Here is a 15,639-nt window from a genome sequence, read left to right as displayed (position 1 = left end):
GGTTATTCGAAGCGCGAGGGGTCGCCGGCACCGACGCGGACGACGTCGGGGAACCCGTCGGACCAGTCGACGACGGTGGTCGGCTCGGTCCCGGCGTCCCCGCCGTCGACGACGGCGTCGAGCACGTGGTCGAGCTCTTCCTTGATGGTCCAGCCATCGGTCAGCGGCTCGGCCTGGTCCGGCAGGATCAGCGTCGAGGACAGCAGCGGCTCCCCCAGCTCGCGCAGCAGCGCCTGCGTGACGGCAGAGTCCGGGATGCGCACGCCCACCGTCTTCTTCTTGGGGTGGGCAAGCCTGCGGGGCACCTCGGCGGTGGCCGGGAGGATGAACGTGTACGCCCCTGGCGTGGCGGACTTGATGGCCCGGAACGCCGAGTTGTCGAGCTTCACGAGCTGGCCCAGCTGAGCGAAGTCCGAGCACACCAGCGTGAAGTGGTGCTTGTCGTCGAGCTTGCGGATGCTGCGGATGCGGTCCGCGCCGGCGTGGTAGTCCATGCGGCAGCCCAGCGCGTAGGAGGAGTCGGTCGGGTAGGCGACCAGGGCGTCGTCGCGGAGCATGGCGACGACCTGCGCGATCGTGCGCGGCTGGGGGTCGACGGGGTGGACGTCGAAGTAGCGGGCCATGCCACCGAGCCTAGTGCGGCACGCGGGTCCGCGCGCAGTACTCAGCCGGCAGAGAGGGCGCGCCGCAGCTCGTCACCGCTGGCGTTCCCGCCGGTGCACACGACGCCGACACGGCGGCCCGCGAAGCGACCCGGATCGGCCAGGACGGCCGCGAGCGCCGCCGCTCCGGCACCTTCGGCGACGGTGTGCGCGCCGGTGAGGTAGAGGTGCTGGGCGGCGGTGATCTGGTCGTCGGTGACGAGGACGAAGTCGGTGAGGTGGTCGCGCATGAGCGCCTGGGTGACCTCGAACCCGCAGCCGACGGCGAGGCCTTCGGCGCGGGTGGTGTTGGCGCGCTGGGCGAGCGTTCCGGTGTGCCAGGAGTCGTGGGCGGCGGGTGACGCGGCGGACTGGACGCCGATCACGGCAGTGCCGGGGGCGACGGCGGTTGCCACGAGGCCGGCCGCGGCGGCGCCGGACCCGCCGCCGACGGGCACGACGAGGACGTCGAGGCCCGGTGCCTGCTGGAACAGCTCGAGGTAGAGGGTGCCGACGCCGGCGATGATGTCGGGCTCGTTGGCGGCGCCGACGAGGCGGGCGCCCGACTCCTGGGCGAGCTCGGTGGCCCGGGCGCGGGCGTCGTCGAAGGTGGCGCCGTGCAGGAGCACGTCGGCGCCCTGGTCGAGGACGGCGCGCAGCTTGACGGGGTTGGGGTCGTCGGGCATGACGATGGTGCAGGCGGTGTCGGTGAGCCGGGCGGCGTAGGCGACCCCTTGGGCGTGGTTGCCGGTGGAGTAGGCGACGACGCCGTGGGCGCGTTCGGTCTCCGTCATGGAGAGCAGGAGGTTGCCGGCGCCGCGGGCCTTGAAGGCTCCGGTGCGCTGCTGGTTCTCGTGCTTGACGACGATCGCGGCGTCGGCGGCCCGGTCGAGCTCCGCGTACTGGCCGACGGGGGTGCGCACCACGGTGCCCTCCAGGCGGGCCTGGGCGGCGAGGATGTCGGCGATGGTGGGGAGGGCCGCTGGCGAGTGGCGGGGCGGCAGGGTCGCGAGCGTCATGGATCCAGCGTGACCCGGACATGACCCATAGGTCTAATACCTGTTACGAAGACTTTCGATCGATGTCACCTATCTTTCTGCGTTAGCCTGGGGACATGACCGCAGAGCTCGACCTCACCCGGCTGCGCGTCCTCGCGGCGGTGGCCCGTACCGGTTCCGTCACGGCGGCAGCGAAGGAGCTGCACTACGCGCAGCCCTCGGTGAGCCATCACCTGTCCCGCCTGGAGGCCGACGCCGGGATCCCGCTGCTGCAGCGGCACGGCCGCGGCGTCCGCCTCACGGAGGCCGGCCGCCTGCTCGCGACCCGGGCCGAGGAGATCCTCGGCCGGGTCGAGGGCGCCCGCCGTGAGCTCGACGCGCTGGCCGGCCTGCGTGCGGGCCGCGCCCGCCTCGCGGCGTTCCCCTCCGCCCTGGCCACCGTCGTGCCCGACGCCGTCGCGCGACTCCAGCAGGAGCACCCGGGCCTCTCCGTCGGCCTGGTGGAGCACGAGCCGCCGGACGCCGTCGACGCCCTGCAGTCGGGCGCCGTCGACGTCGCGCTGGTGTTCGAGCACACCGACGTGCGGCACGCCCGCTCCATGGAGGACCTGTCGCGCTACGAGGCGACGACGATCCTCGACGACCCGGTCAACCTCGTGACCGCGATCGATCTCGACGCGGCTCCCGTGCCCGGCTTCGTACCCGACCTGAAGCTGCTCGACGACGCGGAGTGGATCGCCGGCTGCGAACGGTGCCGGGCGGACATGGTCGCCCGCTGCGCCGCCGTGGGATTCGCCCCGCGGATCGCGTTCGAGACCGACGACTACGTGGCGGTCCAGGCCCTGGTCGCCGCCGGTGCGGGCGTGAGCCTGCTGCCCGGGCTCACGCTCCGCGCCCACCGGAACCCCGGGATCGCCTTCGCTCCGCTGCAGGGCGCCGTCCGCCGGGTCATGGCCCTCACCGTGGGCCCGCCCGCTCCCCCGGCGGCGGCGCTGATTCGGCAGCTCGTCGCCGCAGGCGCTAACGTCCCCCTGTGATCCAGGCCACCCACGCGTGCCCGGCCGGCTGAGGACGGACGACGGCCCCGATGCTCCTGCTGTCCACCTTCTTCTACTCCGCGGGCGCCGCCGTCGCGGCGTTCCTGGCGCTCGAGGCGTACCTGGTGGTCGCCGCCACCGACAACACCTACCCGAGCATGGTGCTGGCCGCCGTGGCCGCCACCGGCCAGGTCGCCGGCAAGCTGCTCTGGTACTGGGCCGGCGCCGGGACCACCCGCCTGCCGTGGCTGCGCCACAAGCTGGAGTCCCCGAAGCCGGCCGCCGCGATGGCCCGCTGGCGCGACCGCACCGACGGCCGCCCCGTCTACATGGGCGTCGTGCTGCTCGCCTCGGCGTTCGCCGGTCTGCCGCCGTTCATGGTGATGTCGGTGGTCGCGGGCGTGCTGCGCGTGCGGCTGTGGCTGTTCATCGGCACCGGGCTGGTCGGGCGGTTCTTCCGGTTCTGGATAGTGCTCGAGGCCGCCGACTACGCCTGGCTCCTGCTCTAGGGTCTCCGGCCCGAGGCACGCCGAGCCGCTCGGAGGTCGGTGGCGCTCAGAGGTCGGTGGCGCCGTCCAGCGCCTCCCGCAGCAGGTCGGCGTGCCCCGCGTGCCGGGAGTACTCCTCCACCATGTGCACGAGGATCCAGCGCAGGGAGATGTAGCCGCTGCGCCCCGGGCGCACGGTGGTCCGGTCCAGGACTCCCGCGCCGTCCGGCGGCGTCTCGCCAAGCACCTCGTCGAGGATCCGGTCGGAGGCCGCGACGGCGTCGTCGAACACGGCGGTGAGCTGCTCGGGTGTGTCCTCGAGGGCGCTGTGCCAGTCCCAGTCGGCGTCGGCCGCCCAGTCGACCGTGTCCCACGGCGGGGCCGGCTCGTTGCCCGCCAGCCGCACGTTGAACCAGACGTCCTCGACGTAGGCCAGGTGCTTGAGCATCCCGGCCAGCGTCATGGTCGACGGCGGGAGCGGCGTGCGCAGCTGCTCCGCCGTCAGGCCCTCGCACTGACGGCGGATCGTGGCGCGGTAGAAGGTGATGAACGACCGCAGCATCGTCACCTCGTCGGCGGCGAGCGGCGGGTCGGTCCGGGGGACGACGCTGCCGCCGGCGTCGGGCACGGTCGGCTGCGTGCTCGGCTGCGTGCTGGGCTGCGTAGTGGGCTGGGAGCTCATGCACTGACCGTACCGATCGCCAGAACGTGCTGGCTCATGTCGGTGACCCCCGGCGTCGTCGACAGCGCGCGGGCGATCGTGAGCGCGGCGCCGATCAGCTCCGGCGCCTCGGGGGCGTCGAGCCGGACCCGTTCCAGGGCGCCGCCGGCGGGCCCCTCGACGCCGTGCACGACGACGTCGGACAGGCCGGCCTCTGTCGCCTCCGCGGCGAGCTCGGCCGCGTCGTGGAAGTGGGCTGCGGGGAACACGATGTCGTCCGGGGCCTGACCGTGCTCCAGGACCGCCTGCCAGGCCGGCGGGCCGAACGTCGCGTAGCCGCCGCCGACGAGCGCCGCGAGCCGGGTGATCCCGGCCGCGACCACCGTGCCGCCCGGACGCGTCACCCGCACCGCCTCGCGCAGGGCGAGCAGCCGGTCGGCCCGGGTCGCGAGGTGGTAGAGCGGACCGAGGAGCAGCACGGCGTCGAAGTCGTCGTCGCCGAGGCCCAGCCCCGCTCCGGCCAGGTCCCGGGCATCCCCGACCCGCGCCTCGAAGGTGCCGTGCGCAGCGGCGCGTGCGACCTGGGCGGCGACCGGGTCGACCAGCACGACGTCGTAGCCGTCGTCCGCCAGCGGCGCCGCGTGCACCCCGGTGGCGCCGCCGACGTCGAGCACCCGTGCGCCGGGCGCGAGCCGCTGCCGGATCAGCTCCTGGGTCCGGGTGTGCTCCACCGGGCCCTGCGCCGAGCCGACCGTCAGGCGCGCGTGCTCGTCCCAGCCCGTCCGCCCGGAGTAGTACTCCTGGACCCGGGCGTCGACACTGCTCTGCTCGGTGGCATACCGCCCGGTCCCGCCGCTGTCCCGCTGGTCGCTCCCCATGGCGGGACCGTAGCGGCGCCGTCGAAGGGGCCGCCACATGTTTCCGGGAGGAAAACACTTGAGCAATTCACCCGCGCCGAATCGTTACGTGTCCGGTTCGCCTCTTTTGCTCGGAGTGTGAGCATGGCAACATGCGCAAGGTGCACCTGATCCGAGAATTCGCACCTGACGCCTATGATTTCGCGCTGTCGTCCTGGTCGTGGATCGGGACCGGTGACAAGACCCCGCGCTTCGCGTCCTGCTTCGGCGACATGTTCCTCGAGTCCGCCGACGGCTGGTGGTTCCTCGACAGCGTGGAGGGCACGCTCGATCGCTGCTGGGACTCCATGGAGGGCATGTTCGCCGACCTCGAGGGCCCCGACGGGCGCGCCGAGTACCTGCTCGAGGAGACCCTGAACGCCGCGCTCGGACAAGGGCTGAGCCTGGGCGAGGACGAGGTCTTCGCCTTCCTGCCGCCCCCGGCCGTCACGGGCACCATGTCCGTCAGCTCTCTCGCGCCGCTGCGCTTCGCCATCGCCGCGAACCTCGCCGGACGCATCCACGGTGAGCTGAACGGTGTGCAGCCCGACGCCGGCGCGTCCGCGCTCTTCGCCGCCCAGCGGTACGCGGCCCAGCAGGCCGCGGCGCAGGAGGCGGCGGCACGCGAAGCGGCGGCAGGGCAGACGGCAGCCCAGCAGACAGCGGCTCAGCAGGCCGTGGCCAGGCAGGCGGCAGCCCGGCGGGCGGCAGCGCAGGAAGCGGCAGCCCAGCAAGCAGCACGCTTGGCGGCCTCGCCCGTCGCGACGTCGCAGCGGGTCGCCGCGGCGTCCACGTTCGACGCACCGAACCCCCAGACCGACCGGTGGCAGCCTGCCGCGCAGCAGGCAGGTTACGAGCCCCAGTACGCGGCGGGCTCGGAGCTGGACTACGGGTCCGGTCAGACCTCGGCCTACGACACGGGTGGCTACGCCCCGGTGCCCGCCGCGGCCGGGTATGCGGCCGGGTATGGGGCGCCTGTGGCGGAAGCCCACGCGGCACCGGCCGGGGTCGGCACCTACGACTACGTGGACACCGCGCACACCGCCGACTCCGGCCAGTTCAGCCAGTACATCGCCGACCAGTACAACACCGGTCAGATCGCCGCCGTCGACCACGGTGCCGCAGCCCCGGCGCGGCCGGGACCGCAGCAGGGCGGACGCTGGTCGTTCGCCTGACGCCGGCCAGGCCCGTACCTATTCCTCCAGGCCCGCCACGGCGGCCAGGATCAGCGCGGACCCGACGATCCCAACCGGGCCGAGCCGCTCCCCCAGCACGACGGCCGCCGCGACCGCCGCCGTCACCGGCTCCAGCAGGGTCGCGACGACCGCCGCGCCGCTGCGCGTGGTCCGCAGGCCCGCGTAGAACAGGCCGTACGCCAGCGCCATCGTGAAGATCCCGAGATAGGCGAGGGTGGCGAGCGTCGTCGGGTCGCTCGTGACGAACGGTCCGCCGCCCGCCAGCGCCACGGGAACCAGGCCGACGGCGCCCGCCGTCGTCGCCACCGTCGTCAGGGCGAGCGGGTCCACGCCGTCCGACGCGAGCAGCGTGCCGCCGAGCGCCGTCGTCGCCGCGTAGACGGAACCCGAAGCGATCGCGAGCAGCAGGCCGAGCAGGGGCCGCGGGCCGACGGCGCTCGCACCGGACGACGCACTCACCAGCACGAGGCCGGACAGCGCTGCGCCGACGACCAGCGTCAGGCGGACGGTGCTGCGGGCCGCCGTCCGGCGTCGTGCCCGCACGAGGTCGACGACGGCGAGCAGGACCGGCGCCAGCCCCAGGCTGACCACCGTGGCGACCGTGACACCGGCGGTGGCCACGGAGCCGAAGTACAACGCCTGATAGGCACCGGTCCCCAGGCCGACGACGGCGGCGCGGACCGGATGAGCCCGCACGAGAGCCACGAGCCGTGGTCCCCTGCGCAGGACGAGCGAGGCCGCGACCAGCGCGACGGCCGCGATGGCCATGCGGTAGGCGCTGACCGTGAGGACGGACATCGACGAGTGGTCGCGGAGGATCTCGAGGGCGAGGCCGCCGGTGCCCCAGAGGATTCCGGCGAGGCTGACGAAGAGCAGCCCGATACGAGTCGATGAGATACGAGTTGATGACATGTGTGCTCCTGGCCGGTCCCGAAGGCTCCGGCCCGTTCCGAGGGACGGGGAATCGTCGTGGAGCACGCCCCGGCGCCGGCCCGCGCGGGCCGGTCGTGGTGCCGCTCCGGTCAGACGACCGGGGGCGGCAGGACGGAACGAAGAGGAGTCACGACCGGGATGCTAGCAGCGCCCGTCGGGATGTCGGTGGGGTGCGCCCGTCCGCGTCCGTCCGGACCCTTCTTCCCCCTTTCGAGACGAAGGGCCGACGGCGAGTCCGCGGACGGCGGGTCAGGCCTGGCCGAGCTCCCTCACGCGGCGGAGCACGTGCTCCGGCACCACCTCGGACACGTAGTCCTCGGTCACGGGCGCCGACGCGACCCGGCGCACGGGCACGTGCCCGGCCCAGCCGGCGAGCTCCAGGTCGCCCGGCTCCAGGGAGGCGCCGCCCGCGCGCTGCTTCATCGAGGCCTCGGCCAGCGGCAGCGCGATCACGGCCGTCGCCGCGAGCTCCTTGCGCGTCGCCGGGGGCAACGCCGCCGCCCGCCCGGGCATCATGTGGTCGACGACGAGGTCGAGCGCCCGCCGCCGTTCGTCCGGGTCCGTGACCTGGCGCGGTCGCCCGATCACCACCGCCGACCGGTAGTTCATCGAGTGGTGGAAGCCGGTGCGCGCCAGGACCAGGCCGTCCAGCTCCGTCACGGTGACGCAGACGTCCTGCTCCAGCGCCGGCGCGAGCCAGCCCGCGGCGACCGACCCGTGCAGGTAGAGCGTGCCGCCGGCGTCGGGTCCGGACTCGTCCACGGCGAAGGCCGTGGGCAGCACCACCGGATGCGTTCCCGCGACCACACCCAGGTGCGCCACGAGCGCGTCGGAGAGCAGCGCCATGAGCCGACGCCGGTCCTCGACCTGGCGGTTCCGGCCGCGGGTCGGGGTGGTGCGGGGGGTCGGTGAGAGATGCTGCGTCGTCATGCCGCTAGCCTGGCCCGAAAGTGGCCGGTGGACACGAGCCAGTTCGCCACGATTCGAACAGGCCACTTGCCCGCCTCCGCGATCACCCCACCCGAGAGAGGCTCATGCTCCCCGTACGTCTCGACCGCGCCCGCCCCACGCCGCTTCCCGCGCAGCTCGCGGCCGCCGTCCGGGGGCTCGTGACCGACGGCACGCTCACGACGGGCGACCGCCTGCCCTCGAGCCGCGCCCTGGCGGCCGACCTAGGTGTGGCGCGCGCCGTCGTCGAGCAGGCGTACGACCAGCTCCTGGCCGAGTCCTGGGTCGAGACGCGCCGGGGTTCAGGCACGTTCGTGGCGTCCGGCGAGGTTCTTCCCACGGCCGCTCCCCCACCGTGGCCCGCGACGCGCGAACCGCAGTACGTGCGCCTCGACGCGGGCACCCCGTGGATCGACCCGCGCCACCTCGCAGGCTGGCGGCGGGCCTGGCGCGAGGTCTCCGCCGCGGTCCCGCCGCGGGGCTACCCCGACCCGCGCGGGCTGCCCGACCTGCGGGAGGCCCTGGCCGAACGGCTCGCCCGCACCCGCGGGCTGACCGTGGAGCCCGACGAGATCCTGGTCACCGCCGGCACGACGGACGGACTGCGGCAACTTTTGGGCGCGCTGGGCCCCGGGGGCGTCCTCGTCGAGGACCCCGGCTACCGCGCGGCCGTCGAGACGGTCCGGTCGGCAGGACGTGCCGTCGTCGACCATCCCGCGCTCCTGCCCGTCACGGACCTGGCCGGCTGCGCCGCCGCGTACGTCACGCCCGCCCACCAGCACCCGCTGGGCCGGGTCATGCCCGCGGCCGACCGGCTCGCACTCCTGGCGGCCGCCCGGGACGCGGGCGCCGTCGTGGTCGAGGACGACTACGACTCCGAGTTCCGGTACGACGTCGCGCCCGTACCCGCCCTCGCCGCGCTCGACCGGTCGCGGGTCGCGTACCTGGGCACCGCCTCGAAGTCGGTGAGCCCGAGCCTGCGGCTGGGCTGGCTGGTCGCGCCGCCGTCGCTCAACGAGGACCTCGTCCGGCGCCGCGCGGTCACGCACGACACACCACCGTGGCCCAGCCAGCACGCCCTGCTGACCCTGCTGCGCGACGGCTGGGTCGACAAGGTGGTGCGCACGGCCCGGCGCGTCTACGCGGACCGGGCACCACGGGTGGCGGCCGCGCTGGCGCCGCACGCCCAGCCGGCGGGTCCGCTCGCCGGGATGTACTCGACATGGCTCACCGACCCCGCGTCGGCCGAGCGGGCGCGCGCGGCCGGGCACGCCGCCGGCTTCGACGTGCCGCTCCTTGCCGACTACTGCCGCAGAGCGGACCGGACCGGCCTCGTCGTGGGCTTCGGCGGGGTGACCGATGTCGAGCTCGCCCGCGCGCTCGACGCGATCGTCGGCGGGCTGGCCGAGGGCTGATCCGGCAAACCGCGGCCGCAAACCTCGGCGGCGGGCTCGCCCGTGGCCCGCACACCTGCCGCCGCGTGTACGCGATCTTGTGCGGCGTGTCGGAAACCGGTTGCTCGCACCCCTTTTCGCCCCGCCATGTGAGCGCTAACATCGCGATGCCGGGCAGAGCCGCCCGGCCCTCCCGCAACGACGCCAAGGAGCCCGCCATGCGAACGCCACGCCATCACGAGCACGCCCCACCTGCTGGGTCAGGAGCCACCGGACCAGGTATCACCGGACCAGGTATCAACAGGTTAGGAACCACCGGATCAGGCCCGCGGCCGGCCTCAGCCGCTCAGCTGCCGCCGACGCTGCCCCGGCCCCGAGCACCCCACCGGCCACCCGCGGCGCGGCGGACTCGGGTCGGTGCGCTCTTCGCGGGTGCGCTCGTCCTGGTCACCGCGGCGACCGGCCTGTCCGCCCAGGCCGTGCCGACCACCCAGGTCCCTCCCCCGCCCGAGACCACACGGCAGGAGGCGGCACAGGCCGCGGCCACACGCTCCGAGTCCGCGCGACCCGAGACCGACCAGCCCGAGACCGACCAGCCCGGCATCGAGGCTGCCGCCGACCCTGCGGTCCAGGCCCAGGCCCAGGCCGCTGACCTCACCAACCCCATCCGGTCCAACGGCGCCGACCCGTGGCTCGAGTACTGGGACGGTTACTACTACCTGTCGACCACGACGTGGGACTCCACGGTGATCATGCGGCGCGCCACGACGCTGGCGGGCCTGAAGACCGCCTCGGACACGGTGGTCTGGAACGACGCCGGGGTCGCCAACCGGTGCTGCTCCCACTGGGCGCCCGAGTTCCACCGGATCGGCGGCACCTGGTACCTCATGTACACGTCGGGCAACAGCCAGACCAACCTGGACGGGCAGAAGCTGCGCGTGCTGCGCTCCACCGGCCCCACCCCGATGGGCCCGTACGAGTTCATGGGCACGCCGCTGCCGAACCAGTGGAACATCGACGGCACCTACCTCGAGCTCGACGGGCGCCTGTACCTCGTCTGGTCGGAGTGGAACGGGCCGAACCAGACGGTCCGGATCGCGCGCATGTCGAACCCCTGGACGGTGTCCACGAACGGCTACACGATCGCCCAGCCGAGCCATGCCTGGGAGACCATCGGCAGCCGGGTCAACGAGGCGCCGGCCGTGCTGCAGCGAAATGGCCGCACGTTCATGACCTATTCGGCCTCCAGCTGCAACACGCCTGACTACAAGCTCGGGCTGCTCACGCTGACCGGCAGCGACCCGCTGCGGGCCGCCTCGTGGACCAAGAGCTCCCAGCCCGTGCTCCAGCGAGGCAACGGCGTGTACGGGCCGGGCCACAACGGGTTCTTCACGTCGCCGGACGGTACCGAGGACTGGCTCGTCTACCACGGCAACACGACCGCGAGCCAGGGCTGCGGCAACACACGCCAGACCCGCGTGCAGCGCATCACCTGGAACAGCGACGGCACGCCGCGCTTCGGTGCTCCGGTGCCGAGCGGCCAGGTGCTGACGCCGCCGTCGGGCGAGTAGCCGACCCGGGCGACCCAACTCTCCTTCGAGGTCTAAGCTTCTCCGTACTGAAACGTCTCAGAGCGGAGAAACTTAGGCCTCGAAGGAGAGGGCCGACGCCGGGAGCGGGCTCAGCCGCACCGGCCGACGCGGTCAGACCAGCGAGTCCAGCCAGGCCTCGTGCAGGCGTGCGTACTGCCCGTCCCCGGCGATGAGCTCCGCGGGCGTGCCGTCCTCGACGATCCGCCCGTGCTCCATCACCAGCACCCGGTCGGCGATCGCCACCGTGGACAGGCGGTGGGCGATGATGATCGCCGTCCGGTCCGCGAGCAGCGTCTGCAGCCCGCGCTGCACGAGCCGCTCGCCGGGCATGTCGAGCGAGGACGTCGCCTCGTCGAGGACGAGCACCGCCGGGTCGGCGAGGAACGCCCGGGCGAACGACAGCAGCTGCCGCTGCCCGGCCGACACACGCCCGCCGCGCTTGTTCACGTCGGTGTCGTACCCGTCGGGCATGTCGAGCACGAACTCGTGCGCCCCGACCGCCCGGGCCGCCGCCTCGATCTCCTCCTGGGTGGCGTCCGGGCGGCCGAGCGCGATGTTCTCGCGCACGGACCCGCTGAACAGGTACGCCTCCTGGGTCACCATGACGACGGCGCGGCGCAGGTCGCTCGACGACAGGTCACGCACGTCGACGCCGTCCAGGCGCACCGCGCCCTCCGACGCGTCGTAGAACCGGGTCACCAGCTTGGCCACCGTCGACTTGCCGGCGCCGGTGGTGCCCACGACGGCCACGGTCTGCCCCGCGGGGATCGAGAGGTCCAGGTCGGGCAGCACCACGGGTCCGTCCCCGTACTGGAACCGCACGTGGTCCAGTCGCAACTCGCCGCGGGCCCGGCCGCCGTCGCCCAGCGGCAGGGACGTCGGGTTCGCGGGCTCCGTGACGGTGGGCTCCTCGGAGAGCAGGCCCGACACCTTCTCCAGCGCCGCGGTGGCCGACTGGAAGGAGTTGTAGAACATGCCGAGCTGCTGCACCGGCTGGAAGAACCGCTTGCAGTAGAGCAGCACGGCCGCCAGGACGCCCACGTCCATCGTGCCGTCCAGGACACGCCAGCCGCCGACCGCCAGCGCGGCCACCACCGTCATGTTGCCGATGAGGATGAGCCCCGGCTGGAACCGGCCGTTGACGCCGAAGATCTGCAGGTTGGCGTCGCGGTAGTCCTCGCCCAGCTTGCGGTAGTCGGCCTCGGTGGTGGGCTCGCGGCGGAACGCCTGCACGGCGCGCATGCCGGTCATGGTCTCGACGAACTTCACGATGAGCCGGGCCGACGCCGTCCGCTGCTCCCGGTAGAACACCTGCGACATGCGCTGGAACCAGCGGGTGAGCAGCCACGCCGGGAGGAACGCCACGGCGAGCACCAGGCCGGACCGCCAGTCGATGAGCAGCAGGCTCACGAACGTGAACACCATGAGCAGCAGCGACGAGACGACGCCGGTCAGGCCGCCGTCGAGCAGCTCGCGCAGCGCCTCCAGGTCGGAGGTCTGCCGGGAGATGATCCGGCCCGACGTGTACGACTCGTGGAACTCCAGCGACAGCCGCTGGGTCTGGCGGAACACGCGGCGGCGCAGGTCCAGCAGCACCGCCTGGGCGATACGCGCGGCGGCCCGCACGTACGCGCCGGCGGCCACCCCGCCGAGCACGGCGGCCGCGAGGTACCCGGCGCCGCTCAGGACGAGCGGCGTGACCGACCCGTCCTGCAGGGCCGGCACCGCCCGGTCGATGGCGACCGCCACGAGCCACGGGCCCGCGACCTGGCCGAGGGTGGACGCGACCACCAGCACGGCGGCCCAGGCCAGCGCCTTCTTGTGCGGGCGCAGCAGGTCTCCCAGCAGGCGCATGGACCGGCGGCGGACGCTGCGCGAGGCCTCCTTGCCGAGGCTCGTCTCGTCGTCCGCCGCGGCGTCGGTGGGCCGACGGCGGTCGGCCGGCCCGGTCGTGGGCTGGGTGGTTGCCGTCATGAGAGCGCCCCCTCGTTCTGCTTGTCCCGCTCGTCCGGACCGTGCTCACGGTCGTGCTCGTGCTCGTGCTCGTGCGCCTCGTAGTCGTCCTCGAGGCTCGAGATGATGTAGCGGTAGTGCGGGTCGCTCGCCAGCAGGTCGTGGTGGGTCCCGACGGCGGTGATCCGGCCGCCCTGGAGCACGGCCACCCGGTCCGCGAGGGCGACCGTGGACGGCCGGTGCGCGATGACCAGCGTGGTCGTGGCCACGAGCACGTCGCGCAGGCGGGCCGTGACGGCTTCCTCGGTGGTGACGTCGAGCGCGGACAGCGGGTCGTCGAGCACGAGGACCCGGGGCCGGGCGGCGATGGCGCGGGCCAGCGCGAGGCGCTGTCGCTGCCCGCCGGACAGCGACATGCCCTCCTCGCCGATGCGGGTGTCGACGCCGTCGGGCAGGCCGGCGACGAACTGTGCCTGCGCGATCTCCAGGGCCTGGGTCAGGAGCGCCTCGCGCTCGGCCCCCGGGAGGGTGTCGGAGACGCCGAGCAGCACGTTGTCGCGCACGGAGGCGGAGAACAGCGTCGGGTCCTCGAAGGCGACGGCCACCCGTTCGCGCACCTGGGCGCGCGTCATGTCGCGGACGTCGACGCCGTCGACCTCGACCACGCCCTCGGTCACGTCGAAGAGGCGGGGCGGGAGCATCGCGAGCGTCGACTTGCCGGAGCCGGTCAGGCCGACCAGCGCGGTGGTGGTGCCGGGCGGCAGCTCCAGGTCTACGTGGTCGAGCACGGGGCGGGCGGCGTCGTCGTACCGGAAGGTGACGTCGCGGAAGGCGACGTGCCCGCCGGCCTGCGCGGCCTGGCCCGGGGTGACCGCCGGGACGTCGGCGGGTGTCGCCGGGTCGGTCAGCGGGTTGACCGTGTCCGTGACCTCGAAGAACCGGTCAACGGCGGTGCGCGCGTTCAGCGTCATCGAGAGCGTCATGCCGAGGTCGACGACCGGGCCGTTGATGACCTGGGCGGTGGCGAAGAACGCGACGAGCGTGCCGAGCGTCATGTCCCCGGACGCGACCAGGTAGGTACCCACGACCAGCGCGATCCCCTGGGTGACCTCGGGGATGACGCGCAGGGCGGTGGTCAGGCCGGCGTCGGTCGTGGCCTTGCGGAGCTCGGTCTCGCGCAACCCCTCGGCCTGGTCGGTGAACTGGTCGAGCGCGTCCGGGCCGCGGCCGAACGCCTTGAGGACGCGGATGCCGTGCACCGACTCCTCGACGGTGGTGGCGAGGTCGCCCGACTGGTCCTGGGAGAGCCGCGAGATCTTGCGGTACTTGCTGGAGAACCGGAACGCCAGGATCGTCACCGGGATCGACCCGCACAGGAAGATGATGCCGAGCCAGCCGCCCGTGGCGACGAGCAGGCCGACGCCCACGACGATCGTCACGAAGCTGACCACGAGCTGCAGGACGCCGAACACGAGCCAGCGGCGCAGCAGGCCGAGGTCGCCCATGATGCGGCTCAGCAGCTGTCCGCCGGGCCAGCGGTCGTGGAACGCCACGGGCAGGTCCTGCAGGTGGCGGAACAGGGCCATGCGCATCCCGGCCTCGACGCGCGTGCCGGGGAACATCACGAGGGTGCGGCGCAGCAGGATGAGGCCCGCCTCCCCCGCACCAAGCACGGCGACGAGGACGACGGACCAGATCAGGCCCGACCAGTCGTGGTCGCGGGCACCCTGGGTGAGCGGGCCGTCGGTGACCCACCGCAGCACGGCGGGGATGGAGAGCGCCATGAGGCTGGCGCCGAGCGACGCGACCAGCCCGCCGATCAGGCGGGGCAGGGCGGTGCGGACGTAGGGGTGGAGACGACGGATCGAGGCGAGAGTGCTGCGCTCGGACGAAGGATCAGATCGATTCGAACTGTCGGCTGTTTGAGGCATCAGGTCCATTATCCCGCCGCCCGCAACTTGTTAGTTTGGGTAAGCACCTTGTTTGGGTGTGACGTGGGCCACACCACCTGGCGGGTCTGGAGCGACGGCTCGGAGCCCGCTCAGCGCACCCGCACCGACAGGCACGTGACGCAGCCCTCGAGCTTCTCGAACTCGGTGACGGGCGTGGTGAGCACGGTCAGCCCGCGGCCCCGGAGCAGGTCGGCGGTACCGGGAGCGGCCGCGGACATCAGCACCGTCGTCCGGTCCAGCACGACGACGGCGCTGCCCTCCGCCTCGGGGACAGGCAGGAACGCGTCGAAAGCTCCGGTGTCCTCCACCAAGGGCTCGTACCCGATGACCGTGCCGTCGGGCAGGGCGGTCACTGCCGACTTCAGGTGCAGCGCCCGGGTCATGGGCACCTCGACGACGCGCCACCCGCGCGGCTCGAGCAGCACCCGGAGCTGGGCGGCGCCGTCGGCATTCGTGCGCGCCGTGCGCCCGACGTAGACGGTGCGGCCCACCTTGAGGACGTCGCCGCCCTCGAGCGTGCCCGGTTCGATGATCTCGGCGAGCTCGTGCACCGCTCCCTCGACCACCGGCCGCACCGACTCGACCTCGCCGCGCCGGGACAGGGCACCCGGCCGGGTCAGGACGGCCAGGCCGTCGAAGACGACCACCGCGTCCTCGACGAACACCCCGTCGGGGTACGCCTCGGCGGCCGGCACCGCGCGCACGTCCCAGCCGTAGCCGCGGAACACCTCCACGTACCGCTGCCACTGCTGCGCGGCCAGGTCGGCGTCGACCGGCACGCGCTCCAGGTGGGTGAGCTCGCCGTCGGCCAGGCGTACCGACGGCGGGCGGACGAGCAGGGTGGGCCGGGCCCGCCCTGCGGCCGGCTCAGCGGCCGGCTCAGCGGCCGGCTCGGTGCTCGGCTCGGTGGTCGATGCAGTCGTCGATGCAGTGGTCGGTTCGGTCGCCAT

The 15,639-nt window shown here is 73.3% G+C and carries 14 protein-coding genes; 5 read left to right on the top strand and 9 right to left on the bottom strand.

What is annotated here, in order from left to right; genetic code table 11:
- Positions 1 to 2: 2 nt before the first annotated feature.
- Both LUU90_RS11445 and LUU90_RS11440 read right to left on the bottom strand, forming a co-directional pair.
- On the bottom strand, positions 3 to 623 hold the full coding sequence (locus tag LUU90_RS11445) for an L-threonylcarbamoyladenylate synthase (protein WP_275003550.1): 621 nt from the start codon (positions 621 to 623) through the stop codon (positions 3 to 5).
- A 41-nt stretch (positions 624 to 664) separates the two neighbouring features.
- Positions 665 to 1,660: a threonine ammonia-lyase gene (locus LUU90_RS11440; RefSeq protein WP_275003549.1), complete on the bottom strand. Its 996-nt coding sequence runs from the start codon at positions 1,658 to 1,660 to the stop codon at positions 665 to 667.
- A gap of 95 nt (positions 1,661 to 1,755) precedes the next feature.
- On the opposite strand from LUU90_RS11440, the gene LUU90_RS11435 reads away from it, so the two are divergent.
- Positions 1,756 to 2,676 (top strand): LysR family transcriptional regulator, encoded by a 921-nt coding sequence (locus LUU90_RS11435; RefSeq protein ID WP_275003548.1) that lies wholly within the window; start codon positions 1,756 to 1,758, stop codon positions 2,674 to 2,676.
- Positions 2,677 to 2,726: 50 nt separating this feature from the next.
- Positions 2,727 to 3,185 (top strand): hypothetical protein, encoded by a 459-nt coding sequence (locus tag LUU90_RS11430; protein WP_275003547.1) that lies wholly within the window; start codon positions 2,727 to 2,729, stop codon positions 3,183 to 3,185.
- Positions 3,186 to 3,231: 46 nt separating this feature from the next.
- Here LUU90_RS11430 and LUU90_RS11425 read toward each other — a convergent pair whose 3' ends face one another.
- Positions 3,232 to 3,846: a DinB family protein gene (locus tag LUU90_RS11425; protein ID WP_275003546.1), complete on the bottom strand. Its 615-nt coding sequence runs from the start codon at positions 3,844 to 3,846 to the stop codon at positions 3,232 to 3,234.
- Positions 3,843 to 4,703: a class I SAM-dependent methyltransferase gene (locus tag LUU90_RS11420; RefSeq protein ID WP_275003545.1), complete on the bottom strand. Its 861-nt coding sequence runs from the start codon at positions 4,701 to 4,703 to the stop codon at positions 3,843 to 3,845. The genes LUU90_RS11425 and LUU90_RS11420 overlap by 4 nt, the downstream gene beginning before the upstream one ends.
- A 131-nt stretch (positions 4,704 to 4,834) precedes the next feature.
- On the opposite strand from LUU90_RS11420, the gene LUU90_RS11415 reads away from it, so the two are divergent.
- Positions 4,835 to 5,896: a hypothetical protein gene (locus tag LUU90_RS11415; protein ID WP_275003544.1), complete on the top strand. Its 1,062-nt coding sequence runs from the start codon at positions 4,835 to 4,837 to the stop codon at positions 5,894 to 5,896.
- An 18-nt stretch (positions 5,897 to 5,914) separates the two neighbouring features.
- Here the strand turns inward: LUU90_RS11415 and LUU90_RS11410 are convergent, their stop codons facing one another.
- Together LUU90_RS11410 and LUU90_RS11405 are read right to left on the bottom strand one after the other, a co-directional pair.
- The gene (locus tag LUU90_RS11410; RefSeq protein ID WP_275003543.1) at positions 5,915 to 6,829 is read right to left on the bottom strand and encodes a DMT family transporter; all 915 of its coding nucleotides are present in this window, start codon (positions 6,827 to 6,829) and stop codon (positions 5,915 to 5,917) included.
- A gap of 270 nt (positions 6,830 to 7,099) precedes the next feature.
- Positions 7,100 to 7,780: a pyridoxamine 5'-phosphate oxidase family protein gene (locus LUU90_RS11405; RefSeq protein ID WP_275003542.1), complete on the bottom strand. Its 681-nt coding sequence runs from the start codon at positions 7,778 to 7,780 to the stop codon at positions 7,100 to 7,102.
- A 104-nt stretch (positions 7,781 to 7,884) separates the two neighbouring features.
- Between LUU90_RS11405 and LUU90_RS11400 the strand changes: the two genes are divergently transcribed.
- Positions 7,885 to 9,213, top strand: a complete 1,329-nt coding sequence (locus LUU90_RS11400) for a PLP-dependent aminotransferase family protein (RefSeq protein ID WP_275003541.1) — start codon at positions 7,885 to 7,887, stop codon at positions 9,211 to 9,213.
- A 458-nt stretch (positions 9,214 to 9,671) separates the two neighbouring features.
- Positions 9,672 to 10,763, top strand: a complete 1,092-nt coding sequence (locus LUU90_RS11395) for a glycoside hydrolase family 43 protein (RefSeq protein ID WP_275003540.1) — start codon at positions 9,672 to 9,674, stop codon at positions 10,761 to 10,763.
- A gap of 132 nt (positions 10,764 to 10,895) precedes the next feature.
- On the opposite strand, the gene LUU90_RS11390 is transcribed toward LUU90_RS11395, so the two are convergent.
- From LUU90_RS11390 to ddaH, 3 genes are all read right to left on the bottom strand, one after another.
- Entirely contained in the window at positions 10,896 to 12,758 is a 1,863-nt protein-coding gene (locus LUU90_RS11390; protein ID WP_275003539.1) for an ABC transporter ATP-binding protein, read from the bottom strand.
- On the bottom strand, positions 12,755 to 14,668 hold the full coding sequence (locus tag LUU90_RS11385; protein ID WP_275003538.1) for an ABC transporter ATP-binding protein: 1,914 nt from the start codon (positions 14,666 to 14,668) through the stop codon (positions 12,755 to 12,757). Before LUU90_RS11385 ends, LUU90_RS11390 begins: the two co-directional genes overlap by 4 nt.
- A gap of 110 nt (positions 14,669 to 14,778) precedes the next feature.
- On the bottom strand, positions 14,779 to 15,639 hold the full coding sequence (ddaH, locus tag LUU90_RS11380) for a dimethylargininase (RefSeq protein ID WP_275003537.1): 861 nt from the start codon (positions 15,637 to 15,639) through the stop codon (positions 14,779 to 14,781).

The organism is Promicromonospora iranensis, from assembly GCF_028994775.1.
In the GTDB taxonomy this organism is placed as follows: Bacteria; Actinomycetota; Actinomycetes; order Actinomycetales; family Cellulomonadaceae; genus Promicromonospora; species Promicromonospora iranensis_A.
This window is presented reverse-complemented; position numbering and strand designations above follow the sequence as displayed.